We start from the raw sequence: 25,106 nt of genomic DNA, 5'->3' as shown, positions 1-25,106 counted from the left end.
GTGCGGGTGGCTACTTAGGCAGCACCAACCACGACAACCTTGATCTGCGATACCACGTCGTGGTGCAGAGCGATTTCCAGCTCGTACTCGCCGATGGCCTTCAGCGGGCCGTTCGGCAGGCGAACGTCGGAACGCAGCACTTCAACGCCGGAAGCCACGATGGCAGCGGCGATGTCGGCGTTGGTTACCGAGCCGAACAGACGGCCGTCAACGCCGGCTTTCTGTTCGATGGTCACGGTCGCGCCGTTCAGTTTTTCGTTGCGAGCCTGAGCGTCGGCCAGAATTTCGGCTTGCTTGGCTTCCAGTTCGGCGCGGCGAGCTTCGAACGCTTCCAGGTTGGCAGCGTTGGCGCGCTTGGCCTTGCCTTGCGGGATCAGGAAGTTACGGGCGTAGCCGTTCTTCACGTTCACCACGTCACCCAGTTGGCCCAGGTTGGCCACTTTTTCGAGCAGAATGATTTGCATCTTGTGGTCTCCTAAGGCTTAGTGCTGGTCGGTGTAAGGCATCAGGGCCAGGAAGCGAGCGCGCTTGATAGCGGTCGACAGCTGACGCTGGTAGCGAGCCTTGGTACCGGTGATGCGGGCCGGGATGATCTTGCCGTTTTCAGCAACGAAGTCCTTCAGCAGGTCGGTTGCTTTGTAATCGACTTCTTTGATGCCTTCTGCCGTGAAGCGGCAGAACTTCTTGCGCTTGAAGAGTTGACGAGCCATTTGTCTCTTAACCTTTAATCAATTCAACGTGTTCGATGTGCAGTACCAAGCGGGGGTTGCGCAGACTGCGCTGGGCAATGAACCCCGATACTGCAATGCATTGACCGGTCAGCTTGCCCGCCCAGCGGGGGGCGCCGTCTCCGATCAGCACCGCCTGGATCTCGCAGCTCACGTCGCGTTCGATGCCGGCCTGCGGTTGGCGGGACTGATGTCTCAGCCACATCTCCAGCACGGGAATCCCGGCCGGGGTGTATCGCAGATCGGCTTCGCGCTCGACGGTGGCGCTCAGTTGCAGGCGATTGTGCAAGCGTCCGCCTTAGGCAGCCGCTTCGGTCTCAGCGGCCGGAGCTGCGGTGTCGAGCAGGTTCTTAGCCTTCTCGTCCTTCATCATCGGGGACGCTTCGGTCACGGCACGGTTCAGCTTGATGGTCAGATGACGCAGCACAGCATCGTTGAACTTGAAGGCGTGTTCGATTTCTTCCACCACCTCGGCACCGCATTCCACGTTCATCAGCACGTAGTGTGCCTTGTGAACCTTCTGGATCGGGTAAGCGAGCTGACGACGGCCCCAGTCTTCCAGACGATGGATCTTGCCTTCAGCGGCAACAACCATGCCCTTGTAACGGTCGATCATGGCCGGAACCTGTTCGCTCTGGTCCGGGTGGACGATGAATACGATTTCGTAATGACGCATGTTGACTCCTTGTGGCTATAAATCCTTCCGCCATGCGTTGTGCGAAAGGCAAGGTGACTAAACCGCCGGATTTTACGCGTGTTTTCCCCGACTGGCAAATCGGCGAGCGCTCGGCAGCATCGGTGTTGCGCTTCAGCCGACCACGTCGAAGCCGGCGGCCTCGACGGCCGCGTCGAGCGCCTGCCTGTCGAGCGCCTCGCCCTCGACCGCCACCCGGCCGCTCGCCAGGTCCACCTCGACCGACTGCACGCCGCTGACAGCACCGAGCGCCTTCTTCACGCTAGCGACGCAGCCGCCGCAGGTCATGCCGTCCACTTTCAGTTCCACTTGGCTCATCGCTTTTCCTTTCCTCGCTGATTCGGCGCCTGTCGGCGTCGCTATGAAATCGTCCGGGAGCCGACGCGCGGCCCGCCCGGGCTAGCGGATCTTCCTCACCACATCGAGCAGCTCGGCCACCATGGCTTCGGCATTGCCTTCCTGCACCGCGCGGCTAACGCAGCCGTTCATGTGGTTCTCCAGCAACTGCATCGCCACCGCATCGAGCGCGGACTTCACCGCGGCGATCTGGATCAGCACGTCGACGCAGTAGCGGTCGCCCTCGATCATGCCGTGGATGCCGCGTACCTGCCCCTCGACGCGCGCCAGCCGCTTGAGCAGCGCCGCCTTGTTCGGCTGCACCACGCTCTTGCCGCTATCGTCATGACAGCATTCGTCCATAACCCAGTCCTCATATCGATCAGCCCGCATTGTGCCGGATTCGGCCCGCGCCTGCGTCAGGCGCTGACCCGGTGCTGCCCCATCATGCCCTGGTCCTCGTGCTCGAGGATGTGGCAGTGGTACATGCGCATGCCCGGCAGGTCTTGGCGGAAGCGGATCCGCACCGCCTCGCGCAGCGGCACGTTGATCACGTCGCGCCAGGCGAGGAACGGCTCGGCCACCCAGCCGCTGCCGTCGTTGCGCGCCACCACCTGGAACTGGGTGCCGTGCAGGTGGAAGGGATGGTCCATATGCGCCTCGCTGACGATGTCCCATTCCTCGATGTCGCCGACCCGGCCTGTGAAGTCGATGCGGTTCATGTCGAAGGTTTGGCCGTTAATGCGGAACATGCTGGCCGGATCGGCCATGTTCTCGCTGAAGGTCAGCGTGCGCCGCACCTGCGGTTCCCCGAGCGCGGGGATCTGGCGCAGCTGCGCCGGCACCGCGGCGCCCGCGACCGGCGGACCAAACTTCACGGTGGCGACGGTGAACGCTGCCGTCTGCTCCGGCGTCATCGCCCGGCCGCGTGTGTACGGCAGCGATTGTAGGGCCACGCTCTTGCCGGCCGGCAGGCTACCGCTCACCACCAGTTCGGCGCGCTCGCCTGGCGCCAGCATCAATGTATCGAGCGCTCGCGGCGCGCCGAGCAAGCCACCGTCGCTACCGACCTGCTGCCACTCCAGCCCCGGCAGCGCCAGCTTCAGGATGCGTGCACTGGTGGCGTTCCACACCCGCCAGCGCCGCCGCTCGCCCTGCCCCAGTGCGATCACCGGGCGCAGCGCGCCGTTCACCAGCAGGAACTGGCCCTCGCGGCCGTCGTGCCAGTCGGCCGCGGTATTGGCCGGGATCGCGCCGCGCTCGTCGAGACGCAGGTCCGACAGCACCAGCCAGTCCTCCGCCAGATGGCGCAGCGGGTCATCGTCCGCCTCGACCACGAACACGCCGGCGAGGCCGCGAAACACCTGCTCGGCGGTGTGGCCATGCGGATGCGGGTGGTACCAGTAGCTGCCAGCCGAGCCCTTGGGCAGGGTGAAACGGTAGGTTCGGCTCTCGCCCGGCTTGACCGGGTCGTGCGGGTTGCCGTCCTGATCGGCTGGCACCGGCATGCCGTGCCAGTGGATGGTGGTCGGCTGGTTCAGGCGGTTGGTGAAGACGATCTCCACCGAGTCCCCCTCGCGCGCCACGATGGCCGGGCCGGGTAACTGGCCGTTGTAGGCCCAGGCCGTGGTCTTCACCCCGCCTTCGGCGAGATTCAGCGTCACCGGCGCGGCGCTCAGCGTGCCAACGAAGCGCCCCGCCCCGCCGCGATTGACGAGGCGCGGCACGGTGGCCAGCGGCCGGCCGCTTGGCAGCCGGAGCCGCTTCAGCACCGGCGACGGGTCGGCCGGGGCGCCCATGGCCATGCCGGGCATTGCCGCCATATCGTGGCCGGCATGACCGCCCATCGGCACGGCGAACACCTGGCGGCCGAGCGCGGCGAGGATGGCTGTGGAACTGGCGGACAGCAGAAACTGGCGACGATTCATCGAGGGCTCCTTATCGGTTTCACCATACCCCTAACAGGTATATGAAGCACGGCCCCATCATACCCCCCAGGGGTTCAATGTCACAAGCAAAAAAAGCGACCCTGCTGGGTCGCTTTCGTCGTCGCTTTGCCGGTGGCGTCCGGCCAACGTTGGTCGAATAGGGCGATCAGCCCTTGGTCTCGGCCTTGATCACGCGCTGGCGGCGGCTTTCGGACAACACCATGCCGGCCGACACCGACACGTTCAGGCTCTCCACCGAGCCGAACATCGGGATCGACACCAGCACGTCGCAGTGCTCGCGGGTCAGGCGGCGCATGCCCTCGCCTTCCGAGCCCATCACCCAGGCCAGCGGGCCTGCGGCATCGACATGGTAGAGATCGGTGTCGGTCTCCATGTCGGTGCCGGCGATCCAGATGCCCAGGTCCTTCAGCTCGCGCAGCGTGCGCGCCAGGTTGGTGACGGTGATGTACGGCACTACCTCGGCGGCGCCGCAGGCCACCTTGGACACGGTGGCGTTGAGGCCGGCCGAACGGTCCTTCGGCGCCAGCACCGCGTGTGCCCCCATCGCGTCGGCGACGCGCAGGCAGGCACCGAGGTTGTGCGGGTCGGTGACGCCATCGAGGATCAGCAAGAGCGGCGGCTCGGTGAGATTGTCGAGCACATCGTCCAGGCTGACGAAGTTGTGGCTGGCATCGATCTGCGCCACCACGCCCTGGTGGCGCGCCTTGCCGGTCATCGTGTCGAGGCGCTCCGGCTCGACCAGGTGCACGCGCACCTTCTCCAGCTCGGCCTTCTCCAGCACCGCGCGGGCGCGGGCGTCCTGGCGGCCGTTGGTTAGGTAGATGTCGACGACGCTCTTGGGGTTCTGCCACAGCCGGGCGTTGATCGCGTGAAAGCCGTGGATCAGGCGTTTATTGCTCACAGTACAGAGTCTTTCGCTGCAAAATGCGGTCATTGTACCGCGCCGGGCGCCATCACGCTGGCAGCAAAAAATCGCAAGGCCAAGAACGGCACGTGGGGCTACCCCACGGGTGCTAGATCATCACCTCGTCCGCAGAAAGCCTCATAACGCTACGCCCCTTCATCCATCCGGCCAGTTCGCCGGCCGGCATCGGACGGGCGAAATAATAGCCCTGCAGCAGGGCACAGCCCTTGGTCTGCAGGAACTGGCTCTGCTCCAACGTCTCGACCCCCTCTGCCACCACGGTGAAGCGCAGCTTTTTCGCCATCGCCATGATCGCCTCGGCGATCGCCGCGTCGTCCTCGTCGAGCGGCAAGCCGTCGACGAAGGAGCGGTCGATCTTCAGCGCGTCGAGCGGGAAGCGCTTCAGATAAGACAGCGACGAATAGCCTGTGCCGAAGTCGTCGATCGCGATGTGTACCCCCAGGCTCTTGAGCTGGTGCAGGATATCGACCGCCTCGAGCGGATTTTGCATCAGCAGGCTCTCGGTGATCTCGAGCTCGAGCCGCGAGGCCTCGAGCCCGGACGCGTGCAACGCCTCCGCCACCTGCTGCACCAGCGCCGGCGAGAACTGGCGCGCCGACAGGTTGACCGCTACGCGCGGCACCTTGATGCCGGCCGCATCCCAGGCGGTGAGCTGCCGGCATGCCTCGTTGAGGATCCATACCCCGATCGGCCGGATCAGCCCGGTCTCTTCGGCGAGCGGGATGAACTTCAGCGGCGGCACCAGGCCGAGCGTCGGGTGGCGCCAGCGGATCAGCGCTTCGACCGCCTCGAAGGTATGTGACACCGCGCTGACCTGCGGCTGGTAGTGCAGCTCGAACTCTCGCCGCTCCAGCGCCTGACGCAGCGCGTTCTCCAGTCGCAGTCGCTCGAAGGTCTGACTATTCATGTCGGCGGCGAAGAAGCGGTGGGTGTTCTTGCCAGCATCCTTGGCGCGGTACATTGCTACGTCGGCATTCTTGAGCAGCGTCATCGCGTCGTTGCCGTCACCCGGCGAGACGCTGATGCCGATGCTGCCACTGACCACCACCTCATGCTCGTGGATGAACATCGGCCGTGCGAGCTCGGCCAGGATCGCCTCGGCCAGCATCTCGAGCTCCAACTGATCCCCATACTGCTCGACCAACAGCGTGAACTCGTCACCGCCGAGGCGCGACAGCAGGCCGCGCTCGCCGGCCGCTTGCGTCAGCCTTGCGGCGATCTCGCGCAACAGGTCGTCGCCGGCGGCGTGGCCGAACGAATCGTTGATCAGCTTGAAGCGGTCGAGGTCGATAAACATCAGCGCATGCCGCTGTCCGTTTTGCGGCTGAGACAGCAGGCTCTCCAGCCGGCCGATCAGGCTGTTGCGGTTCGACAGCCGGGTCAGCGGATCGTGATTGGCGAGGAACTGCAGCCGCTCCTCGGCCTGCTTGCGCAACGTGATGTCGGTGAACACCCCGACGTAATTGGTCAGTGCCCCGTTCGGGTCGCGCACCGCCGAGATCGACAGCTCGGTGGGATACGATTCGCCATCGCGCCGCCAGTCGGTCAGCTCGCCCTGCCAGTAGCCGTCTTGCTCGAGCGCCTCGCGCAACTCGGCCGTGTTCAGCGGCGAACCTTCGCGAAACAAACGCGATAGTCGACCCAGCGTCTGTTCCGCGCTGTAGCCGGTGATACGGCTGAACGCCGAGTTCACCGCGATGATGTGCGCTTCGGCATCGGTCACCAGGATGCCCTCGGTCGAATTCTCGAACACCTTGGCGGCAAGGCGCAGCTCGGCGTCGGCAGCCAGGCGCTCGGTCACGTCCATCACCCCGCCGATGATCGCACGGCGTCCCTGGTATTCGAACAGTCGACTGTGCACCTCCAGGTCGACCAGCGCACCATTGCGGCCGACGATCTGGGTGCTGTACTGCATTTCCTCAATATTATCGCGGTAACGGCGCGCTATCTGGGCGCTCAGCCGGGCGTGCTCCTGCGGCGCCAGGATAGTGCCGATCGACTTGCCGATCAGCTCCTCAGGGGTCGTGCCGGCCATCGCTGCCATGCGTGGATTGACATAGACATAATGCTCGTCCTGCACGATGAAAATGCCCATCAGCGACTGCTCGATCAACGCCTGGTACTTCCCCTCGGCCTCACGGCGCCGGAGCTGCTCCTCGCGGATGCGAGTGATGTCGGCCGATACGCAACCGACACCGACCGGCGCACCGTCTGCGCCGAACAGCGGAAAACGCGATGACAGTACGGTAATGGTGCGCCTGTCCAGGGTCAGCACCTCCTCGAACTGCATCGGCTCCATCCGCTCCATCACCTGACGGTTGTGTTCCAGCTGTTCGGCCAACTGCTCCCGAGGGAACAACTCGTCAGCCGACAAGCCGACCACCTCGGCAGGGCTGCGCCACGCCAGTTGTGCGAACGCGCGGTTGACCAGCTGGTAGCGGCCGGACAAGTCCTGCACGGTCAGATAACTCGGGCTGTGTTCCAGCAGCGACTCGAAACGATGCTGGAACTCGCGAAGCTGGGCTTCGTTGCGGCGGAAGCCCGCCGCCAGCACCGCCACCAACTGGCCACTGATGCACAGCACCAGCGTGATGGCCACGTCGGAGTAGAGCCGCTCTTCTCCCGCCCCCAACGCACCTGGCATCTGCGGCGACAGCGCCGGCAGCACCACCATCATCACGCCGACCACCGCTGCACCGGCCAGGTCGCAGCGAAACGCCGCGATGATCAGCGCGGGGAAGAACAGCAGTTGGCAAGGCACCACCCGCCACAGCGATGGAAAGCCACAGCCGAGCACCCACAGCATCAGCATGCCGACGCAGATCAGCAGCAGTTCAAGGCGGCGGCGCGGCATCAGCGGCGGCGACAGCGCCAGCGTCACGCCCAGTGTCAGTGCCAGCACGCTTTCGCCCCAGATCGCCAGCGCCAGCGACACATTGGCATTCGGTGCCTTCAAGCGCAGCAGCACTTCGAGCAGCATGATCGTCGGCGCCGGAAAGATCGCCAGGGTCATCAACAACTTGAACAACCGTCGCACCGAATGGCCGGGTGCGGGGCAGCGCAACCAGGGCAGCAAGTGGTAGAGCACCATCGGCACGTAGCAGGTCAGCGCAAAGCTCAGCGCCGTCCAGGGGCCGGCGAAATAGCCAAGCGGCAAGGCACCAAGCAGCGGCCACCACGGAATCGTTGCAAAACCGACCCGGGCGGTCCAGAACGCCAGTACACCATGGGCAAAGAAAGCCGGCACACCGAAACCGACGGCAGCGTCGACCGGCCAGAACGTCATTCCACCGAGAAAGAACGCGAAGACCAGCCCGGCATAGCCCGGGCCCGGGCGAACATGTGAGTTCAAGATAGCATCCCTACCTGGCCGCACGGTCCGTGCCGGCGGCATCTCGTTATTGTTGGTGCGGTCTGTCTAATTGTTGTTGGTGCGGTCTACGAGCCCTCTCCCCAGGGCGGTCGCTACCGCTTCGTTGTTTATCGGCCCGAATCGGAAAAGATGTAGTGATCTTGCGTCGGCAAGACAGCGCGCTTGCCTCGCCCCTCTCAGCGGCCACCCCTGAGGCGTATAATGCGGTCAGTTTCGTTTGTGAACGCCACCATGCCTGACCACGCCACCCCGACTCCACCGCAGGGGCAGAAGACCCGGCTTTCCCCGCAGCCAGAATCGCTCGATGCCGCTCTGCTGGCACGCCAGATCGTCAAGGGCACGCCCCTGGTGATCGTGACGGCCGACGCTCAGGCGGCGCAGCGCCTGAAGGCCGAACTGCCATTCTTCGCTGCAGACGCCCACATCGCGCTGCTGCCCGACTGGGAGACGCTACCTTACGACCATTTTTCGCCGCACGGCGACCTGGTGTCGGAAAGACTCGCCACGCTGTGGCAGATCCGCCAACGCCAAGCCGATGTGGTGATCGTCCCGGCCGCGACCGCGATGACACGGCTCACGCCAGTGGATTATCTGATCGGCCGCACCTTTTTCCTGAAGACAGGCCAGAATCTCGACGTCGAGGCACTGCGCGGCGATCTGGTGATCGCCGGCTATCAGCACGTGACCCAGGTGGTCGCACCGGGCGAGTTCTCGATCCGCGGCGGCTTGGTGGACCTGTTCCCGATGGGCTCGACGCTGCCCTACCGCATCGACCTGTTCGACGAAGAGATCGAGTCACTGCGTACCTTCGACCCGGACACGCAACGCACGCTGTATCCGGTGCCGGAGATTCGCCTCTTGCCGGCGCGCGAATACCCGACCGACGAGGCCGGCGTCACCACCTTCCGCCAGCAGTACCGTGAGCGCATCGAGGGCGACCCCAGCAAGAGCCGCATCTACAAGGACGTCTCGGCCAAACTGTTCCCTGCCGGCATCGAGTACTACCTGCCGCTGTTCTTCGATCACACCTCGACGTTGTTCGACTACCTGGGCGAGCAGGCCACCCTGGTGCTGCACCACGACGTGCAGGCCGCCGCCGAGTCGATGTGGAAGGACATCGCCAGCCGCCACGCGATGGCCGGTGGCGACCCGGAGCGCCCGGTGCTGCCGCCCAAGGCGATCTACCTGTCGCCGGACGAATTGATGGCGGGCTTCAAACCGTACGCGCGCTTCGAGCTGCCGCCCCCGGCCGACAACACCACCGGCCTGCCCAACCTGGCGGTCGAGCGCCGCGACGACAACCCCTTGCACCGCCTCGCCGACTTCGTGCAGGGCCACGACGGCAGGGTACTGCTGGTGGCCGAGAGCCTGGGCCGGCGCGAAACGATGCAGCAATTCCTGCACGAGCACGGTCTGAAGCCGGCCACCGTCGACTCCTGGCAGGACTTCGCCACCGGCGAGGCGCGCTTCGCGCTGTGCGTGGCGCCACTGTACCGCGGCTTCCTGTTGGTCGAACAGAACCTCGCCGTCGTCACCGAGGCCGAGCTCTACCAGCACGTGGCGCGCAGCGGCAGCCGCCAGAAGCGCGCCCGCGCCAGCTCCGACGCGATGCTGCGCGACCTGGCCGAGGTGAAGATCGGCGACCCTGTAGTGCACGAGCAGCATGGCATCGGCCGCTACCAGGGCCTGGTGTCGATGGACCTGGGCGAAGGCGAAACCGAGCTGATGCTGCTCGAATACGCTGACGAGGCTCGCCTGTACGTGCCGGTGTCGCAACTGCATTTGATTAGCCGTTACGCCGGCCAGGCAGCCGACCAGGCGCCGCTGCACAAGCTCGGCAACCCGGCCTGGGAGAAGGCCAAGAAGCGCGCCGCCGAGAAGGCGCGCGACACCGCGGCAGAGCTGTTGAATCTGTATGCGCAGCGCGCCGCGCGCGAAGGCCATACCTTCGCACTGGCGCCGCACGACTACGAGGCGTTCGCCACCGGCTTCGCCTTCGAGGAAACTCCCGACCAGGCCGCCGCGATCGAGGCGGTGATCGACGACATGTGCTCCGGCAAGCCGATGGACCGGCTGGTCTGCGGCGACGTCGGCTTCGGCAAGACCGAAGTCGCGTTGCGGGCCGCCTTCGTCGCCGTGATGGGCGGCAAGCAGGTGGCGGTGCTGGTGCCGACCACGCTGCTGGCCGAACAGCATTTCCAGAACTTCTCCGACCGCTTCGCCGACTGGCCGGTGAAGATCGCCGAGCTGTCGCGCTTCAGAAGCGCCAAAGAGACCAAAGCGGCGCTGGCGGGTCTGGCCGACGGCAGCATCGACATCGTCATCGGCACCCACAAGCTGGTGCAGCCGGATGTCGAGTTCAAGAACCTGGGCCTCGTCATCATCGACGAGGAACACCGTTTCGGCGTGCGCCAGAAGGAGCAGCTCAAGCGCCTGCGCGCCAACGTCGACGTGCTGACGCTGACCGCCACGCCAATCCCCCGCACGCTGTCGATGGCGCTGGAGGGGCTGCGCGACTTCTCGGCGATCACCACCGCGCCGAGCCGCCGCCTGGCGGTGAAGACCTTCGTCAGCCCGGTGTCGAACGGCATCATCCGCGAAGCAGTGCTGCGAGAACTCAAGCGTGGCGGCCAAGTGTTCTTCCTGCACAACGAAGTCGACACCATCGAGAACCAGCGCGAGAAGCTAGCCGAACTGTTGCCCGAGGCGCGCATCGGTGTGGCGCACGGCCAGCTCAGGGAGCGCGAGTTGGAACAGGTAATGCGCGACTTCCTGCAGCAGCGCTACAACCTGTTGCTGTGTTCGACCATCATCGAGACCGGCATCGACATCCCCAACGCCAACACCATCCTGATCCACCGCGCCGACAAGTTCGGCATCGCCCAGCTGCACCAGCTGCGCGGCCGCGTGGGCCGCAGCCACCACCAGGCCTATGCCTACCTGCTCACGCCGGAAGGGATGACCCGCGACGCGCAAAAGCGCCTGGAGGCGATTCAGATGTCCGAGGAGTTGGGTTCGGGCTTTTATCTCGCGATGCACGATCTGGAGATCCGCGGCGCCGGCGAGGTGCTCGGCGAGGGCCAGTCGGGCGAGATGCAGGAAGTCGGCTTCTCGCTGTTCACCGAGATGCTGAAGCAGGCGGTGAAGGACCTGAAGAAGGGTCGCGAGCCGGACCTCGATGCGCCGCTCGGCGTCACCACCGAGATCAACTTGCACGCGCCGGCGCTGCTACCGGACGAGTACTGCCCGGATGTGCACGAGCGGCTGGTGCTGTACAAGCGCCTCGCCACCTGCGAGAGCGAGGCCGAGATCGACACCATCCACGAGGAACTGATCGACCGCTTCGGCCTGCCGCCGCAAACGGTGAAGACGCTGATCGACAGCCACCGGTTGCGGCTGTCGGCCAAGCCGCTGGGCATCCAGAAGCTCGACGCGAGCGAGGTGGCGATGCAGCTCACCTTCGTGAAGAACCCGCCGATCGACCCGATGAAGATCATCGGGCTGATCCAGACCAAGAAGCACTACAAGCTGGCCGGCCAAGACAAGCTGCGCGTTGAGAGCCACGTGCCGGACGTCGCAATGCGGGTGGTGCGGGTGAAGGAGCTGCTGCGCGAGCTGCAGTAAGCGGCCCGCCTAGTCATGCACGAAGGTTGGCCGAACGGGGTACCCCCCGTTCGGCCAACCTTTTTTCATGCTGCACTTCAGTATGCGACAGCGCTAAACCAGACTGCGGGATGGCCCGGTGCCTTCAGCGCGTGCGCTCGTCGAATACCTCCAGCACCTTGCCGCTGATCGGCTGCTCCAGCGCACGGCGGTAAGCGGCTGCGACCCGTTCGGAGCTGATCGGCACGAAGCCGCCGAACACCCCGTCCTCCTCCTTCGCCTCGCCAGCCACCACACCGGGGCTGACCAGATTGACGCGCGCTCTGCCCCACAGCTCGGCCGCTGCCGCCATCACGAAGCCAGCAAGCGCGCCGTTAACGGTGCTGGCACTGGCGCCGCCCAGTACCGGCTCGCGCTGGAGGATGCCCGAGGTCAGCACGAAAACGATGCCCGGCTTCAGTAATTGTGCGCCCAACTGCACCAGCCGGATCTGCCCCATCAGCTTACTGTCGAAGCCCGCATGCCAGTCCGCCTCGGCCAACTGCGCGATCGGTCGGAACGCCACATGGCCGGCCACCACCACCACGCCGTCCAGGTCCGGATGCGCTGCATAGACGCTCTCGATGCTGTCGCGCGAGGTCATGTCGAGACGCAAATCGCCGGACTGCCGCCCGGCGCTGGCCACCGTATGGCCAGCCTCCCGCAGCCCGGCCACCACCGCGCGGCCGATCGTGCCTGCGCCGCCCACCACTAGAATCTTCATCGCCATTCCCCTAACTGTTTGCGAGATCAGAACAGATTGCGCCGCGCCCGGGCCTGCTCGTAAATCCGGTCGAGCGCCTCGCTGTCGTCGCGGAGGCTGCGCCCCTGGCCTTGCAGGCCGCTCCACCACCAAGCACCGAAGCGGCGGAACACCCGGTCGGCAAACCGCCGGCTACCGCTGAAAGACTGCCGCCAAGCGCAGGGCCCGAGTCTGAGTAATGCGTCCATTTGAGCCACCATTGTTTGCCAGAAAGTTGTAAGCTCATCGTAGTCACGCCGAATACTCAGATAAACGGCATAAAACTCAACACACTGTTCTCTCGTGGAAACAAACTCGCTACTCTCTCCCGAGGCGCTACTCGCCTTCGACGCACTGGCACGGCTCGGCAGCTTCACCGCCGCCGCCGACCACCTCGGCTGCGCCAAGAGCCGCGTCAGTGTGCTAGTGCGTGAGCTGGAACGGGAATTGGGGACAGTGCTGGTGCTACGCACCACCCGGCGGGTAGCGCTGACCGAAGCCGGCGAGCGACTGGCACGACACGCCCGCGTGCTGCGCGAGACACTGGAGCGCGCCCGTCCCGACGTGCAGGCGGCGCAGGACTGCGTGAGCGGGCCGCTGCAGATCAGCGCCACCGCCTCGGTGTCGCAGTTTCTACTGCCGCCCTTGCTGGCCGAACTGGCAGTGCAGCTGCCCCAATTGGAGATCCGACTGGAAGTGGAGAACCGCCTGCAGGACCTGGTCGCCGACGGCATCGACTTCTGCATTCGTACCCGACGCGTACACGACGAAGCGCTGGTTGCCCGCCTGGTCGGCTTCGCCGGCGAAGCGCTGTATGCCTCGCCGGCCTACCTGGCGCGCCACGGCACGCCGGAGTCGCTGTGCGACCTGGTCTGCCACCGCGCGCTGATCGACGACGAAGTCGACGCGCGCGATCCGCACTGGCGGCTGACCCGACAGGGCGAGACCTGCCGCAGCGCGCTCAATGTGGCGCTCAACTGCAATCACGGCTCGGTGCTGGCCGGCGCCGCGGTGGCCGGCCAGGGCATCACGCTGTTGCCGCAGTACTGCTCTGCCCCCCATGTGGCGCGCGGCGAACTGGTACGGGTGCTGCCCGAGTGGAGTGGCGAGCAGTGGCCGATCTACCTCGTCTACCCGTACCGACAGCCTCAGCCGAGGAAGTACCAGGCCTTCATCGAATTCTTCCTGCCGCGACTCACCCAGAGCCTGGAGATGTCGGCGGCGGTGGCCGGGCTAACCGAGCTGGCCGGCACCAACGAAAAAGCCGCCCTCTAAAGGGCGGCGTGCGGAACCGATGGCGTAAGATGCCGATAAGGACGATTGACGGTTTGCTCAGGCGGTCCTGAGTTCACGCCCGCCCCGTCCTGACTGTAGCCCTAACATTCTTGCGATGGGCCGGCACGCGCCGATCGAAGACCAGATGCACCAGCAGCAGTAAGAGGCCAACACCGAACACGATCTTGGCGATCGTGGCGGCGCTGCCGGCCAGCGCACCAAAACCCAAGAGGCCGGCGACTAGCGCGACCACGAAGAAAATCAATGCCCAGTTGATCATTGCACTCTCTCCTTTAGCTCAGGTCTATCCGCTCATTTCAGGCGCAGTTCGTTCTGGACACTCTTCACGTCCTTCACCCCGGCCGCCACTCTCCCGGCTTGCGTGATCTGGCTCTTGTTCTGCACGAAACCAGTCAACTGCACCACGCCGCCGTCGGTCTTCACGCTGATCGGTACTGACTTGACATGCTTATCCTCCAGCAGTGCAGCCTTCACCTTGCTGGTGATCGCGGCGTCGCTGAGATAGCCGGCGGCCGTACCGTTCGGCGTTTTGATGCGCAGGTCGTTCCTAACCGCGCTCACCCCGGCGACCGAAGCGGTCACCTCGCTGGCGCGCCAGGCCTGCTTCTGGTCACCGACAAAGCCGGATAGCTGCACCACGCCCTTGTGGGTCTCCACTGAGATCGGCAGGCTTTTCACGTCTTCGTCGGCCAGCAGCGCCGCCTTCACCTTGGTGGTGACCGTGGTGTCGTCCAGATAGTGGCCTGCGCTGCTCGCGGCATTGTCGATGGTAGTGATGGCCTTGTCTCCAGCACTGGCGGCGTACGCCGCTGTACTGCCGGCAAAAGCGGAGGCCAGCATGACAGCCAGCAGGCTGTGAGTGAAAGTCCGTTTCATGGTGATCTCCTTCAGATGGATGGGAGAAATGCCGCGTCGCGACCGCCAGGTCGTTCCGGCACGGCCCTTACCCAACTACAGCAAACCCCGTGCCATCCTCCTAAGAACCGCTAACAAAACCTTCTTGGCGTTGTTATTTGGCATTGCCGCACTACTTGTACTGCCTGCGGCCGCACGACGAGCACTGCCGCTTCGCTGAGTTTTGTTAGCGGCTCTAAAACCCCTACAGATGCGGGCAATCGGGCTCCTCCAAGCAGACGACCGGCACTCAAACTGTCGCCACCCCACGACAAACCGCCAGTGGCCCGCCTGCCAGCCTCCTCAAACATCGATGTTTCCATGCTTCTCATGTCGCCCCTCGGCGACAACGGGTAGCACACCTCCTCCATCGATGCGCCAAGCCCGCTATTGGACAGCAAAGCGCTCATTAGCTCTTTTGAATTTTAAAATGACAATGGATTATGTCATAATCATTATTTTTCCACACAACGCTCTAGGGATAACAATATGAAAACCACTCGCTTCGCAGCCGTCCTCAGCCTGAGCCTGGCCTTGGCTCCTGCCGCCCACGCCATCGACTTCAGCCAGATCAGTGCCGGCCTCGCCGTCGGCAAGCAGGCGCTGAAGGCCGCCACCCTGTCCGACAGCGAGGTCAAGACCCTGGCCGATCAGGCATGTGCCCAGTACGACCGCGAATCCAAGATCGCCCCGGCCAACAGCAAGTACGGCAAGCGCCTGGCCGCCATCACCAAGAAGGTTGGCAAGGAGATCAACGGCCAGCCGGTCAACTTCAAGGTCTACCAGAACAAGGAAGTGAATGCCTGGGCAATGGCGAACGGCTGCGTGCGCATCAATACCGGCCTGATGGACAAGATGAACGACGACGAAGTGATCGGCGTGATCGGCCACGAAATGGGCCACGTGGCGCTCGGTCACACCAAGAAGGCAATGCAAGTCGCCTACACGGCTGCTGCCGCCCGGAATGCGGCCGGTACCTTCGGCGGCGAAGGCCTGGCGCAGCTGAGCAACTCGGAGCTGGGCGAGCTGGGTGAGGCGCTCGTGAACGCCCAGTTCAGCCAGTCGCAGGAAAGCGACGCCGACAACTTCTCGTACGACCTGCTGGCCAAGAAGTCGCTGGACCGCCGCGCGCTGCTGACCGCGTTCCAGAAACTGGCCGCGCAGAGCGGTGACGATCGCAGCATGCTGAGCTCGCACCCAGCCTCCAGCGACCGCGCCAAGAACATCGAAAGCCGCTTGGCCAAGGATGGCATCTAACACGGCGCGCCAAGGCTACCGGCATGAAAAAAGCCGCCCGATAGGGCGGCTTTTGCTTGACACGAAACGACAGCGCTTAGCTGTTCAGTTCCTTGGCCAGGTACAGCCAGGTCTCGACCACGGTGTCCGGGTTCAGCGACACGGTCTCGATACCCTCTTCGACCAGCCACTTGGCGAAGTCCGGATGGTCGGACGGGCCCTGGCCGCAGATACCGACGTACTTGCCCTGGGCACGGCAAGCCTTGATCGCCATCGACAGCATCGCCTTCACCGCCTCGTTGCGCTCGTCGAAGGTCGACGCGATCGGGCCGCCGCTATCACGGTCCACGCCCAGCGTCAGCTGGGTCATGTCGTTCGAGCCGATCGAGAAGCCGTCGAAGTGCTGCAGGAACTTGTCAGCCAGCACCGCGTTGGTCGGCAGCTCGCACATCATGATCAGGCGCAGAGCGTTCTCACCGCGCTTCAGACCGTTCTCGGCGAGGATCTCGACCACTTTCTCGGCTTCGGCCAAGGTGCGGACAAATGGGATCATCACTTCGACGTTGGTCAGGCCCATCACGTCGCGCACCTTCTTCATCGCGCGGCATTCCAGGTCGAAGCAGTCGCGGAAGGCCGGAGCCACGTAGCGGGCGGCACCACGGAAACCGATCATCGGGTTCTCTTCGTGCGGCTCGTACAGCTGACCACCGATCAGGTTGGCGTACTCGTTCGACTTGAAGTCGGACATGCGCACGATCACCTTCTTCGGGTAGAACGCTGCGGCCAGCGTGGCGATGCCTTCGGCCAGCTTGTCGACGTAGAAATCGACCGGGCTGGCGTAACCGGCGATGCGGTCGCGGATGGTGGCTTGCAGGTCGATCGGCAGGGTATCGAACTCGAGCAGCGCCTTCGGGTGGATACCGATCTGACGGTTGATCACGAATTCCATGCGCGCCAGGCCCACGCCTTCGTTCGGCAGCTGGGCAAAGTCGAATGCCAGTTCCGGGTTGCCGACGTTCATCATCAGCTTCACCGGGGCCTTCGGCATCTTGTCGAGGGCGAGGTCGATGATCTCGACGTCGAGCAGACCGTCGTAGATCAGGCCGGTGTCGCCTTCGGCACACGATACGGTCACTTCCATGCCGTCATGCAGCACGGCAGTAGCGTCGCCGCAGCCGACCACGGCCGGGATGCCCAGCTCGCGCGCGATGATCGCGGCGTGGCAGGTACGGCCGCCACGGTTGGTGACGATGGCCGAAGCACGCTTCATCACCGGTTCCCAATCCGGGTCGGTCATGTCGGTAACGAGCACGTCGCCCGGCTTGACGCTGTCCATCTCGGACGCGTCGCGCACCATGCGCACCACGCCCTGGCCGACCTTCTGGCCGATCGCGCGGCCTTCGGCCAGCACGGTGGACTTGGTGTTGATGCGGTAGCGGCGCAGCGTCTCGACGCGGCCTTCCTGCGACTTCACCGTCTCCGGACGGGCCTGCAGGATGTACAGCTTGCCGTCTTCACCGTCACGGCCCCACTCGATGTCCATCGGGCGGCCATAGTGCTTCTCGATGATCAGCGCGTACTGAGCCAGTTCTTCCACCTCGGCGTCGGTGATCGAGAACTGCTTGCGCAGCGCCGGCTCGACGTCGACGGTGCGCACCGAGCGGCCAGCCTGGGCAGCGTCGGTGAACTCCATCTTGATCAGCTTGGAGCCAAGGTTCTTGCGCAGCACCGCCGGGCGGCCGGCCTTCAGGGTCGGCTTGTGCACGTAGAATTCGTCCGGGTTCACCGCGCCTTGCACCACGGTTTCACCCAGGCCGTACGAGGCGGTGATGAACACCACGTCCTCGAAGCCCGATTCGGTGTCGATGGTGAACATCACACCGGCGGCGCCGGAGTCGGAACGCACCATGCGCTGCACGCCGGCCGACAGGGCCACTTCCTCGTGGGCGAAGCCCTTATGCACGCGGTAGGAGATGGCACGGTCGTTGTACAGCGACGCGAACACATGCTTCATCGCGTCCTTGACGTTGTCGAGGCCGCGGATGTTCAGGAAGGTTTCCTGCTGGCCGGCGAACGAGGCGTCCGGCAGGTCTTCGGCAGTGGCAGACGAACGGACGGCGACCGAGATATCGGCACCGCCGGCATCGGCGACCATCTTTTCCCACGCTTCCTTGAGGTCGGCCTCAAGCTTGGCGGGGAACGGGGTATCGACGATCCATTGACGGATTTCCTTGCCGATGCGGGCAAGTTCGGTCACGTCGTCGATATCGAGTTTGGACAAGGCCGCCTGAATGCGGTCTGCCAGGCCTTCGTGTGCAAGAAACGCGCGGTAGGCTTCGGCGGTTGTGGCGAAGCCGCCCGGCACGCGTACACCGGAATTGGCAAGCTGGGAGATCATTTCGCCGAGCGAAGCGTTCTTGCCACCAACGCTTTCGACGTCGGTCATGCGCAGCTTGTCAAACCAGATTACGAAGTTCTCTGCCATCACTAAACTTCCTGTTTTGGGGATTGGGGGACGATCAGCCGGCATTCTATCCCAATCCGGCCGCGCAAGCCCAACCCATGCCGCAATGCACAACGCCTGAGTCCGTCTGAAGAATAAGCTCACGACAGAATCTGTCGCCTGTTTATAATAGCGAGGCGCTCCATCCCGGAAGAGAAACACCCTGCAAACCCCGCCCCGGCGTGATAAAACGCCTATTTTCCGGCTGTCCGCGGTGCAACCCGCCGCTCGTCGAATTGTCCTACCGAGGTGCTTTCATGCCACACCGTCGTTCCGCTTTCTTCATCTCCGATCGCACCGGCATCACCGCCGAATCGCTCGGCAACACTCTGCTCACCCAGTTCGACACGCTGGAGTTCAAGCGCGAAACCATCCCGTTCGTCGACACGGTGGAAAAGGCACAGGAAGTGGCGGCGCGCATCATGAACAGCGCCGATAGCGACCAGCACCGGCCTCTGGTGTTCTCCAGTATCGTCAATCCGGAGGTGCGCGCCGCGATCAAGGTGGACGGTGCGCTGTGCATCGACTTCTTCGAGGCCTTCATCGGCCAGATCGAGGGCGAGTTGGTACAGCGCGCCTCGCTGACCGTCGGTCGAGCGCACGGCATGATCAACGAGGAGAAGTACGATAGCCGGATCGAGGCGGTGAATTTCTCGCTGACCCACGACGACGGCGTGAAGCTGAAGGACCTCGACGAGGCCGACGTGATCCTGGTCGGCGTGTCGCGCTCGGGCAAGACGCCGACCTGCCTGTACCTGGCGCTACAGTACGGCATCCGTGCCGCCAACTACCCACTGACGCCGGAAGACCTCGATTCGCCGACGCTGCCGAAAATGCTGCTGCCGTTCCGCCACAAGCTGTTCGGCCTGACCATCGACCCGGTACGCCTGCACAATATCCGCACCGAGCGCCGCCCCGACTCCAAGTACGCCAGCATGGACAACTGCCGCTTCGAGGTGAACGAGGCCGAGTCGATGTTCCGTCAGCACGGCGTGGCGTTCATCAGCACCACGCACAAGTCGATCGAGGAGATCGCCACCAACATCCTGCATAAGGCCAACCTGAAGCGCCGCTTCTGAGAACCAGCTTACGATCTGCTGCACTCGGGTGATCCTGCGTTGAAATGAGGCTCAAAATGCTCATGGACTCCCAGTCCACTCCGCTTTTTCGCCTCATTTCGCCTTGTCTGACCCTTCGTTCGCGAGATCGTAAACAGATTCTGAGCATCGCCGACGAGCACTGCCCGCTATTGTTGGCGAAGCCGGCTTGACCGATGCCCCGACTCGGGCGCAGACTGAATCGCATGACACATGTACGCACCGCATCCCGTTTCTTCTGGTGGTGGCGCTTCAACTAGAGGCGGCACCGCGGTTGCGTATTCAAAACACCCGGAGCCTGCCGGCAAGGCGCTCCGGGTGTTTTATTTTCCCTCCCGCTCACCGGCAGGCTCTCCCCAAAACCAAGGAGACACCATGAGCGACTTTCCCGTTACCCCAAGCGACATCATCCTTACCGGCGACCGCACCACCGGTCAGCTGCACCTGGGCCACTACGTCGGCTCGCTGCGCAACCGCGTGTTGCTGCAGGACCACTGCCAGCAGTTCCTGTTGCTCGCCGACGCGCAAGCGCTCACCGACAACATGGGCAACTACCTGAAGGTGCGCGACAACGTGCTGCAGGTGGCGCTCGACTACCTGGCGGTCGGCATCGACCCGCAGAAAAGCACCATCTTCATCCAGAGCCTGGTGCCGGAGCTGTCCGAGCTGGCGTCGTACTACCTGAACCTGGTGACGGTGTCGCGACTGGAGCGCAACCCGACGATCAAGGACGAGATCAAGCAGCGCGGTTACGAGCGTGACATCCCGGCCGGCTTCCTCACTTACCCTGCCGCCCAGGCGGCCGACATCACCGCGTTCAAGGCCACCATCGTGCCGGTCGGCGCCGACCAGGTGCCGATGATCGAGCAAACCAACGAGATCGTGCGCCGTTTCAACGCCAGCGTGGACCAGGACATCCTGGTCGAAGCGCGTGCGGTGGTGCCTGAGGCTGGCGCGCGGCTGCCCGGCATAGACGGCAAGGCGAAGATGTCCAAGTCGCTCGGCAACGCGCTGGTACTGTCGGCGAGCCCCGACGAGATCAGCCAGGCGGTCAAGATGATGTACACCGACCCGAATCATCTGAAGGTCAGCGACCCGGGCCAGATCGAGGGCAATGTGGTGTTCACCTATCTTGACGCGTTCGAGCCGGACACCGCGTTGGTCGACGACCTGAAGGCGCGCTACCGCCAGGGTGGGCTCGGCGACACGGTGATCAAGAAGCAACTGGAAGAACGCCTGCAGGCACTGCTCGAGCCGATCCGCACCCGCCGCGAGGAGCTGGCGCGCGACCCGCTGGCGGTGATGGAGATCCTGAAGGCCGGCACCCGGCAGGCACGCGAAGTGGCCGCGAAGACGCTGGCCGAAGTGAAGCACGCGATGGGGCTGACATACTTCTGAGCCACCAAAAAACGGCCAACGCTCAAACAGCCCGCCGCCCGGCGGGCTTGTTTATGGCGCCGAGCCCCCGTCCTTGTGCGGCAGAAGACGCCTGCGTCGGTCGCGAAGCTTCAGTACGGGGCCGCGCCTCTCCTGGCGTGCCACTATCTCGCTGCCGAAGAGCCCCACCAGCCGCGCCACCAGCACCGCCAGATACATCTGCCCTGATACCGCCTCGAACATCACGAGACCTCGCGCCGACCGGGAGGTGGCGACGATGTCGCCAAAGCCCATCGTGGTCAGGCTGACGAAGCTGAAATACTGGGCGGAGAAGAAGTCGACCGATTGCGGACCCTGGCCGGCACTGATGAGCAGGGAGCTGGGGTCTAACTTGTCGAGCGCGAAATAGAATGCACCACAACCGATGCCGAACAACAGGTAGACGCTCAGCGCAGCGAAGATACGCTCACGGTCAACCCGGCCAGACTGCCACACCGACGGCAAGATCCGCACCACCGCCCACCAGGACAGCGTCCCCCACAACAGGTAGCCAATCTCGATCACCCGGTGGTAACCGCCGAGCCAGATGCCGAGCCAGAGCAGGCCAGCCACGCTGCCGCCCACCCAGAAGTGGTGCCCTCTCCGAACACTCAGTTCGCCGATGACCACGACCAACAGCACCAACACTAAGAAGACACCAGCGATGCGCGCCTCGATACTGTCCATCCCCAGCAGACGGACCAGCGGCGACTGCACCAAGGCTAGCAGCAACAAGACGAACAACAGCTGGTAGCGGCAGTGCTGCAAGCGATCCAAACGATCGTAGAATGTTTGCATCCGCTTTTCCTCTCCCCCGCGACAGACGCCGCCAAGGATCAGGTCGGCAGCGACACGCTAACGCTCAGCCCGTCATAGCCGACCTCGATGCCGGTCGGGCAGCGGCTGGAGAGCTCGTGGTACTCCAGACCGTGCGTCATGTGGATCAGCACTGTGCGCTTCGCGCCGATCCGCTCAGCCCACTCGAACGACTGCTCGACGCCCAGGTGCGACTTGTACGGCATGTTGCGCAGGCAATCGAGGAACAGCACTTCCAAGCCATCCAGTAGAGCGAGGCTCGTCTCCGGGATCGCTGACAAATCGGTCAGCCAGGCCACGTTGCCGACGCGCCAGCCGGCGCACGGCCAGCTGCCATGCTCGAGCGGGATCGGCGTGAACGTGACGTCGCCGAACTCAAACGGCCCGCTCACCGCTTTGGCCAACAGCACCGGCATGTCCCACTGCGGCGTGGGTGCCGACAGCGTGTAACCAAACCGTTCGGTGATGTTGTTCATCGTGAACTCGTTGCCGAACAGATGGACTGCCCCCTTCTTGACATAGCAGAACGCTCTGAGATCGTCGATGCCGTTCAGGTGGTCGGCGTGCGGGTGCGTGTAGAGCACCATGTCGACCTGGGTGATGCCTTCGCGCAGCGCCTGCTGTCGCAGGTCCGGCCCGGTATCGATCAGCACTCCCAGACCATTCACCTTCAGGTAGGCCGAGCAGCGGGTGCGGCGGTTTTTCGGGTCGGGCGAGGTGCAGGTCGGGCAGCTGCAGCCGATGGCCGGCGTGCCGGAGCTGGAGCCGCAGCCGAGTATGGTCAGGTCGACGGTTTGGGTCACTGGCAAATACCTCAAGGCTGGCCGAGCAGACGCGGCACCTTGCTGAACAGGGTATAGAAATTGTCGGTGGTCGCTTCGGCCAGCGCTTCGAACGGCATGCCGCGCAGCTCGGCGACGTGTTCGGCGACGTGGCGCACAAAGCCCGGCTCGTTCTGCTTGCCGCGAAACGGCACCGGCGCGAGATACGGCGAATCGGTCTCAACTAGGATGCGGTCGAGCGGCACCATCTTGGCGACCTCCTTCAACTCCTGCGCACTCTTGAAGGTGACGATGCCGGAAAACGAGATGTAGAAGCCCAGGTCGAGCGCGGCCTTGGCCACCTCACGGTTCTCAGTGAAGCAGTGCATCACGCCGCGTTCGGCGCCGCTCTCCTTCATGATGCGCAGCGTGTCGGCGGCCGACTCGCGGGTGTGGATGATCAGCGGCAGGCCGGTGCGGCGCGCGGCGCGGATATGCACGCGAAAGCGCTCATGCTGCCAAGCCAAATCACCCTTGCACCAGTGGTAGTCGAGACCGGTTTCGCCGATGCCGACCACCTTCGGGTGCGCGGCGTGCTCGATCAGCTCATCCTCGCTAAACTCGGCGGCGTCCTTGTCGTCCGGGTGGATGCCGACGGTAGCGTAGAGATGCGGATGCGCCTCGGCCAGCGCCAGCACCGACGGATAGTCGGAACGGGTGACACCAATCACCAGCGCGAGCTCGACGCAGTTCTCCTCCATGCGCGCCAGCACCTCGGGCAGCCGGGCGGCAAGGTCGGGAAAATTCAGATGGCAGTGCGAATCAACAAGCATGTCAGGCAGCCACCGGCGTCCGCCACGTTAGCCAGACACCGGCAAATAATGAAGTTAAAAGGTGTGCCGGCTGGCGGTCAACAAACTGCCATACCGGCCTTCGATGCGGCGCGGCGCCCGGCCGACTCGCTGAATAGGAACCCGGCGCCCTACACACGGTTATCGCCGGTACGCTCCTTGGATCAGCAATAGGAAGACATCGTGGCCGAGCCGCAGTTCACGCCGCGTCGGCATTGCTCCCGTTCAGCCGGCGCGGCGCGCGGCAAACAGCTTGAGATAGTCCATCAGCAGCGCCTCGAGTTGCAGGCGCACGTTCAGCGTGTGGTGACCGAATGGGATCAGTGCCAGCACCCGGTCGTAACAGGCCAAGAGCGCTGCGGGATCAACCCGCTCGGCCAGGCCCGACAGCACCGCCTGCTGATCCGGATAATAGCGGATATGACCGGCGAGTCTCAAACCAGCCAGATCGCTCAGCCACTTGGCCAGCCAGGACAACGGCAGCGCTAGCGGCTGCTTTTGCTTATCGACCTGCTCGGCGATCGACAACGCCGCAGCCAGACTCGGCGTGGCAAGGGCGGCAACGAAGTCGCGGCGCAATGCCGCTTCGGCCGGGTCGTGCTCGAACAGCGGGCTACCGCCATGCAGCGCCAGCTCGGCCTCGGCATTGGCAACGCCCTGCTCGTCCAGCCAGGCGAGCGCGGTGTCGCGATCCGGGGCGGTGAGCGGAAACTGCCGGCAGCGGCTCTTGATGGTCGGCAACAGCCGCGCGTGCGCGTGGCTCACCAGCAGGAACAGCACATTGGCCGGTGGCTCCTCGAGGATCTTCAACAGCGCATTGGCCGCCTGCAGGTTCATCGCTTCGGCCGGGTCGACCAGCACCACGCGGCGGCCGCCGCGGTGGGCGGTCAGGTGGGCGAAGTCGATCACTTCGCGCACCGCCTCGACCTTGATCTGCGGCAGCTTGCGGGTGGGCCCCTTGGCCTCGCCCTCCTCCTCGCCGTCCGGGCTCAAGAGTCGGAAGTCCGGGTGGCTGCCTGCGTCGAGCCAATGGCAAGCCTGGCAATGGCCGCAGGCATCCTGCTCGGACGTCGGCGACTCGCACAACAGTGCGCGTGCCACCGACTCGGCGAAGGCACGCTTGCCGATGCCGGCCGGGCCGGTAAACAGCCAGGCATTCGGTAGCTGGCCAAACTCGCGGCGGATCTGCTGCCAGGCGTCGGCCTGCCAGGGCAGCCGGCTCATGCACGCTCCTTCAGCGCGGCCAGATGGGTGGCGATGTCGCGCTGGATAGAGGCGATGTCGCGGCTGGCGTCGATCACCGCGAAGCGCGCCGGCTCGGCGGCGGCACGTGCGAGGTAGGCCGCGCGCACCCGCTCGTGAAAGTCGGCCGCCTCCTGCTCGAAGCGGTCGAGGGTGCGGCTGGCAGCCATGCGCGCCTGTGATACCGAGAGGGGTACGTCGAGCAGCAAGGTCAGGTCCGGCTGCAGCCCCTGCTGCACCCAGTCTTCGAGCACACGGATGCGCTCGGCCGCCACGCCGCGTCCTCCGCCCTGGTAGGCGAAGGTCGCGTCGGTGAAGCGGTCGGACACCAGCCAGCGGCCAGCGGCCAGCGCCGGCTCGATCACCCGGGCGATATGCTCCATCCGCCCCGCGAACATCAACAGCGTCTCGGTGTCGAGCGTCGCCTCGGTATCGACGTCGAGCAGCAGCTCGCGCAGTTTCTCGCCCAGCGGCGTGCCGCCCGGCTCACGGGTGAACACGGTCTCGATGCGCCGTTCGGCCAGCCAGTCGCGGATGAACGCAAGGTGTGTGCTCTTGCCGGCGCCGTCCAGCCCTTCCAGCGTGATGAAACGTCCACGGGCCAT

The 25,106-nt window shown here is 64.5% G+C and carries 24 protein-coding genes; 5 read left to right on the top strand and 19 right to left on the bottom strand.

The genetic code is table 11. From position 1 onward, the window contains the following. Nucleotides 1-14: 14 nt before the first annotated feature. The 9 genes from rplI to QU481_RS00630 all read right to left on the bottom strand — a co-directional run bounded on the left by rplI (nucleotide 15) and on the right by QU481_RS00630 (nucleotide 7,984). Nucleotides 15-464, bottom strand: coding sequence for a 50S ribosomal protein L9 (gene rplI / locus QU481_RS00670; protein WP_289827933.1), 450 nt, complete (start codon nucleotides 462-464; stop codon nucleotides 15-17). Nucleotides 465-482: 18 nt separating this feature from the next. Further along, nucleotides 483-710, bottom strand: a complete 228-nt coding sequence (gene rpsR / locus QU481_RS00665; RefSeq protein ID WP_289827931.1) for a 30S ribosomal protein S18 — start codon at nucleotides 708-710, stop codon at nucleotides 483-485. Between the two features lie 7 nt (nucleotides 711-717). Next, the gene (gene priB, locus QU481_RS00660; RefSeq protein WP_289827930.1) at nucleotides 718-1,017 is read right to left on the bottom strand and encodes a primosomal replication protein N; all 300 of its coding nucleotides are present in this window, start codon (nucleotides 1,015-1,017) and stop codon (nucleotides 718-720) included. A 9-nt stretch (nucleotides 1,018-1,026) separates the two neighbouring features. Further along, nucleotides 1,027-1,404, bottom strand: a complete 378-nt coding sequence (rpsF, locus tag QU481_RS00655; RefSeq protein WP_289827929.1) for a 30S ribosomal protein S6 — start codon at nucleotides 1,402-1,404, stop codon at nucleotides 1,027-1,029. Between the two features lie 132 nt (nucleotides 1,405-1,536). Next, nucleotides 1,537-1,740, bottom strand: a complete 204-nt coding sequence (locus tag QU481_RS00650) for a heavy-metal-associated domain-containing protein (protein WP_289827928.1) — start codon at nucleotides 1,738-1,740, stop codon at nucleotides 1,537-1,539. 81 nt (nucleotides 1,741-1,821) lie between these two features. After that, complete coding sequence (locus QU481_RS00645; protein WP_289827927.1) at nucleotides 1,822-2,121, bottom strand: metal-sensitive transcriptional regulator; 300 nt, start codon at nucleotides 2,119-2,121, stop codon at nucleotides 1,822-1,824. A 56-nt stretch (nucleotides 2,122-2,177) separates the two neighbouring features. After that, a complete protein-coding gene (locus QU481_RS00640; RefSeq protein ID WP_289827926.1) occupies nucleotides 2,178-3,686 on the bottom strand; it encodes a multicopper oxidase family protein in 1,509 nt (502 codons plus the stop codon). A gap of 166 nt (nucleotides 3,687-3,852) precedes the next feature. After that, nucleotides 3,853-4,608, bottom strand: coding sequence for a 23S rRNA (guanosine(2251)-2'-O)-methyltransferase RlmB (rlmB, locus tag QU481_RS00635; protein ID WP_289827925.1), 756 nt, complete (start codon nucleotides 4,606-4,608; stop codon nucleotides 3,853-3,855). A 112-nt stretch (nucleotides 4,609-4,720) separates the two neighbouring features. Continuing rightward, the gene (locus tag QU481_RS00630) at nucleotides 4,721-7,984 is read right to left on the bottom strand and encodes a sensor domain-containing protein (protein ID WP_289827924.1); all 3,264 of its coding nucleotides are present in this window, start codon (nucleotides 7,982-7,984) and stop codon (nucleotides 4,721-4,723) included. A 252-nt stretch (nucleotides 7,985-8,236) separates the two neighbouring features. On the opposite strand from QU481_RS00630, the gene mfd reads away from it, so the two are divergent. After that, entirely contained in the window at nucleotides 8,237-11,629 is a 3,393-nt protein-coding gene (gene mfd / locus QU481_RS00625; protein ID WP_289827923.1) for a transcription-repair coupling factor, read from the top strand. A gap of 124 nt (nucleotides 11,630-11,753) precedes the next feature. Here mfd and QU481_RS00620 read toward each other — a convergent pair whose 3' ends face one another. Then, nucleotides 11,754-12,371, bottom strand: a complete 618-nt coding sequence (locus QU481_RS00620) for a short chain dehydrogenase (protein WP_289827922.1) — start codon at nucleotides 12,369-12,371, stop codon at nucleotides 11,754-11,756. Between the two features lie 26 nt (nucleotides 12,372-12,397). Continuing rightward, nucleotides 12,398-12,598, bottom strand: coding sequence for a hypothetical protein (locus tag QU481_RS00615; RefSeq protein ID WP_289827921.1), 201 nt, complete (start codon nucleotides 12,596-12,598; stop codon nucleotides 12,398-12,400). A 94-nt stretch (nucleotides 12,599-12,692) separates the two neighbouring features. Between QU481_RS00615 and QU481_RS00610 the strand changes: the two genes are divergently transcribed. Then, a complete protein-coding gene (locus QU481_RS00610; protein WP_289827920.1) occupies nucleotides 12,693-13,664 on the top strand; it encodes a LysR family transcriptional regulator in 972 nt (323 codons plus the stop codon). A gap of 73 nt (nucleotides 13,665-13,737) precedes the next feature. On the opposite strand, the gene QU481_RS00605 is transcribed toward QU481_RS00610, so the two are convergent. Both QU481_RS00605 and QU481_RS23960 read right to left on the bottom strand, forming a co-directional pair. Further along, nucleotides 13,738-13,944, bottom strand: coding sequence for a DUF1328 domain-containing protein (locus tag QU481_RS00605; RefSeq protein ID WP_289827919.1), 207 nt, complete (start codon nucleotides 13,942-13,944; stop codon nucleotides 13,738-13,740). A gap of 32 nt (nucleotides 13,945-13,976) precedes the next feature. Continuing rightward, complete coding sequence (locus QU481_RS23960; RefSeq protein ID WP_289827918.1) at nucleotides 13,977-14,561, bottom strand: BON domain-containing protein; 585 nt, start codon at nucleotides 14,559-14,561, stop codon at nucleotides 13,977-13,979. 507 nt (nucleotides 14,562-15,068) lie between these two features. On the opposite strand from QU481_RS23960, the gene QU481_RS00595 reads away from it, so the two are divergent. Then, the gene (locus QU481_RS00595) at nucleotides 15,069-15,836 is read left to right on the top strand and encodes a M48 family metalloprotease (RefSeq protein WP_289827917.1); all 768 of its coding nucleotides are present in this window, start codon (nucleotides 15,069-15,071) and stop codon (nucleotides 15,834-15,836) included. Between the two features lie 76 nt (nucleotides 15,837-15,912). On the opposite strand, the gene ppsA is transcribed toward QU481_RS00595, so the two are convergent. After that, nucleotides 15,913-18,300, bottom strand: a complete 2,388-nt coding sequence (ppsA, locus tag QU481_RS00590) for a phosphoenolpyruvate synthase (protein WP_289827916.1) — start codon at nucleotides 18,298-18,300, stop codon at nucleotides 15,913-15,915. A gap of 275 nt (nucleotides 18,301-18,575) precedes the next feature. Between ppsA and ppsR the strand changes: the two genes are divergently transcribed. Then, complete coding sequence (gene ppsR / locus QU481_RS00585) at nucleotides 18,576-19,397, top strand: posphoenolpyruvate synthetase regulatory kinase/phosphorylase PpsR (protein WP_289827915.1); 822 nt, start codon at nucleotides 18,576-18,578, stop codon at nucleotides 19,395-19,397. Between the two features lie 393 nt (nucleotides 19,398-19,790). Next, nucleotides 19,791-20,813 (top strand): tryptophan--tRNA ligase, encoded by a 1,023-nt coding sequence (gene trpS, locus QU481_RS00580; protein ID WP_289827914.1) that lies wholly within the window; start codon nucleotides 19,791-19,793, stop codon nucleotides 20,811-20,813. 51 nt (nucleotides 20,814-20,864) lie between these two features. Here trpS and QU481_RS00575 read toward each other — a convergent pair whose 3' ends face one another. The 5 genes from QU481_RS00575 to tmk all read right to left on the bottom strand — a co-directional run bounded on the left by QU481_RS00575 (nucleotide 20,865) and on the right by tmk (nucleotide 25,106). Next, nucleotides 20,865-21,629: a potassium channel family protein gene (locus QU481_RS00575; protein WP_289827913.1), complete on the bottom strand. Its 765-nt coding sequence runs from the start codon at nucleotides 21,627-21,629 to the stop codon at nucleotides 20,865-20,867. A gap of 38 nt (nucleotides 21,630-21,667) precedes the next feature. After that, the gene (locus tag QU481_RS00570; protein WP_289827912.1) at nucleotides 21,668-22,450 is read right to left on the bottom strand and encodes an MBL fold metallo-hydrolase; all 783 of its coding nucleotides are present in this window, start codon (nucleotides 22,448-22,450) and stop codon (nucleotides 21,668-21,670) included. Nucleotides 22,451-22,461: 11 nt separating this feature from the next. Beyond that, on the bottom strand, nucleotides 22,462-23,241 hold the full coding sequence (locus tag QU481_RS00565; protein ID WP_289827911.1) for a TatD family hydrolase: 780 nt from the start codon (nucleotides 23,239-23,241) through the stop codon (nucleotides 22,462-22,464). Between the two features lie 243 nt (nucleotides 23,242-23,484). After that, nucleotides 23,485-24,483: a DNA polymerase III subunit delta' gene (holB, locus tag QU481_RS00560; RefSeq protein ID WP_289827910.1), complete on the bottom strand. Its 999-nt coding sequence runs from the start codon at nucleotides 24,481-24,483 to the stop codon at nucleotides 23,485-23,487. Beyond that, nucleotides 24,480-25,106, bottom strand: coding sequence for a dTMP kinase (gene tmk, locus QU481_RS00555; protein WP_289827909.1), 627 nt, complete (start codon nucleotides 25,104-25,106; stop codon nucleotides 24,480-24,482). The genes holB and tmk overlap by 4 nt, the downstream gene beginning before the upstream one ends.

Source organism: Crenobacter oryzisoli (genome assembly GCF_030385785.1).
Classification (GTDB): Bacteria; Pseudomonadota; Gammaproteobacteria; order Burkholderiales; family Chromobacteriaceae; genus Crenobacter_A; species Crenobacter_A oryzisoli.
This window is presented reverse-complemented; position numbering and strand designations above follow the sequence as displayed.

Coding starts and splice junctions, on each gene's coding strand:
- rplI (WP_289827933.1), bottom strand. CDS start 464: ATGCAAATCATTCTGCTCGAAAAAGTGGCCAACCTGGGCCAACTGGGT.
- rpsR (WP_289827931.1), bottom strand. CDS start 710: ATGGCTCGTCAACTCTTCAAGCGCAAGAAGTTCTGCCGCTTCACGGCA.
- rpsF (WP_289827929.1), bottom strand. CDS start 1,404: ATGCGTCATTACGAAATCGTATTCATCGTCCACCCGGACCAGAGCGAA.
- QU481_RS00650 (WP_289827928.1), bottom strand. CDS start 1,740: ATGAGCCAAGTGGAACTGAAAGTGGACGGCATGACCTGCGGCGGCTGC.
- QU481_RS00645 (WP_289827927.1), bottom strand. CDS start 2,121: ATGGACGAATGCTGTCATGACGATAGCGGCAAGAGCGTGGTGCAGCCG.
- QU481_RS00640 (WP_289827926.1), bottom strand. CDS start 3,686: ATGAATCGTCGCCAGTTTCTGCTGTCCGCCAGTTCCACAGCCATCCTC.
- mfd (WP_289827923.1), top strand. CDS start 8,237: ATGCCTGACCACGCCACCCCGACTCCACCGCAGGGGCAGAAGACCCGG.
- QU481_RS00620 (WP_289827922.1), bottom strand. CDS start 12,371: ATGAAGATTCTAGTGGTGGGCGGCGCAGGCACGATCGGCCGCGCGGTG.
- QU481_RS00615 (WP_289827921.1), bottom strand. CDS start 12,598: ATGGACGCATTACTCAGACTCGGGCCCTGCGCTTGGCGGCAGTCTTTC.
- QU481_RS00605 (WP_289827919.1), bottom strand. CDS start 13,944: ATGATCAACTGGGCATTGATTTTCTTCGTGGTCGCGCTAGTCGCCGGC.
- QU481_RS23960 (WP_289827918.1), bottom strand. CDS start 14,561: ATGAAACGGACTTTCACTCACAGCCTGCTGGCTGTCATGCTGGCCTCC.
- QU481_RS00595 (WP_289827917.1), top strand. CDS start 15,069: ATGAAAACCACTCGCTTCGCAGCCGTCCTCAGCCTGAGCCTGGCCTTG.
- ppsA (WP_289827916.1), bottom strand. CDS start 18,300: ATGGCAGAGAACTTCGTAATCTGGTTTGACAAGCTGCGCATGACCGAC.
- ppsR (WP_289827915.1), top strand. CDS start 18,576: ATGCCACACCGTCGTTCCGCTTTCTTCATCTCCGATCGCACCGGCATC.
- trpS (WP_289827914.1), top strand. CDS start 19,791: ATGAGCGACTTTCCCGTTACCCCAAGCGACATCATCCTTACCGGCGAC.
- QU481_RS00575 (WP_289827913.1), bottom strand. CDS start 21,629: ATGCAAACATTCTACGATCGTTTGGATCGCTTGCAGCACTGCCGCTAC.
- QU481_RS00565 (WP_289827911.1), bottom strand. CDS start 23,241: ATGCTTGTTGATTCGCACTGCCATCTGAATTTTCCCGACCTTGCCGCC.
- holB (WP_289827910.1), bottom strand. CDS start 24,483: ATGAGCCGGCTGCCCTGGCAGGCCGACGCCTGGCAGCAGATCCGCCGC.
- tmk (WP_289827909.1), bottom strand. CDS start 25,106: ATGGCCCGTGGACGTTTCATCACGCTGGAAGGGCTGGACGGCGCCGGC.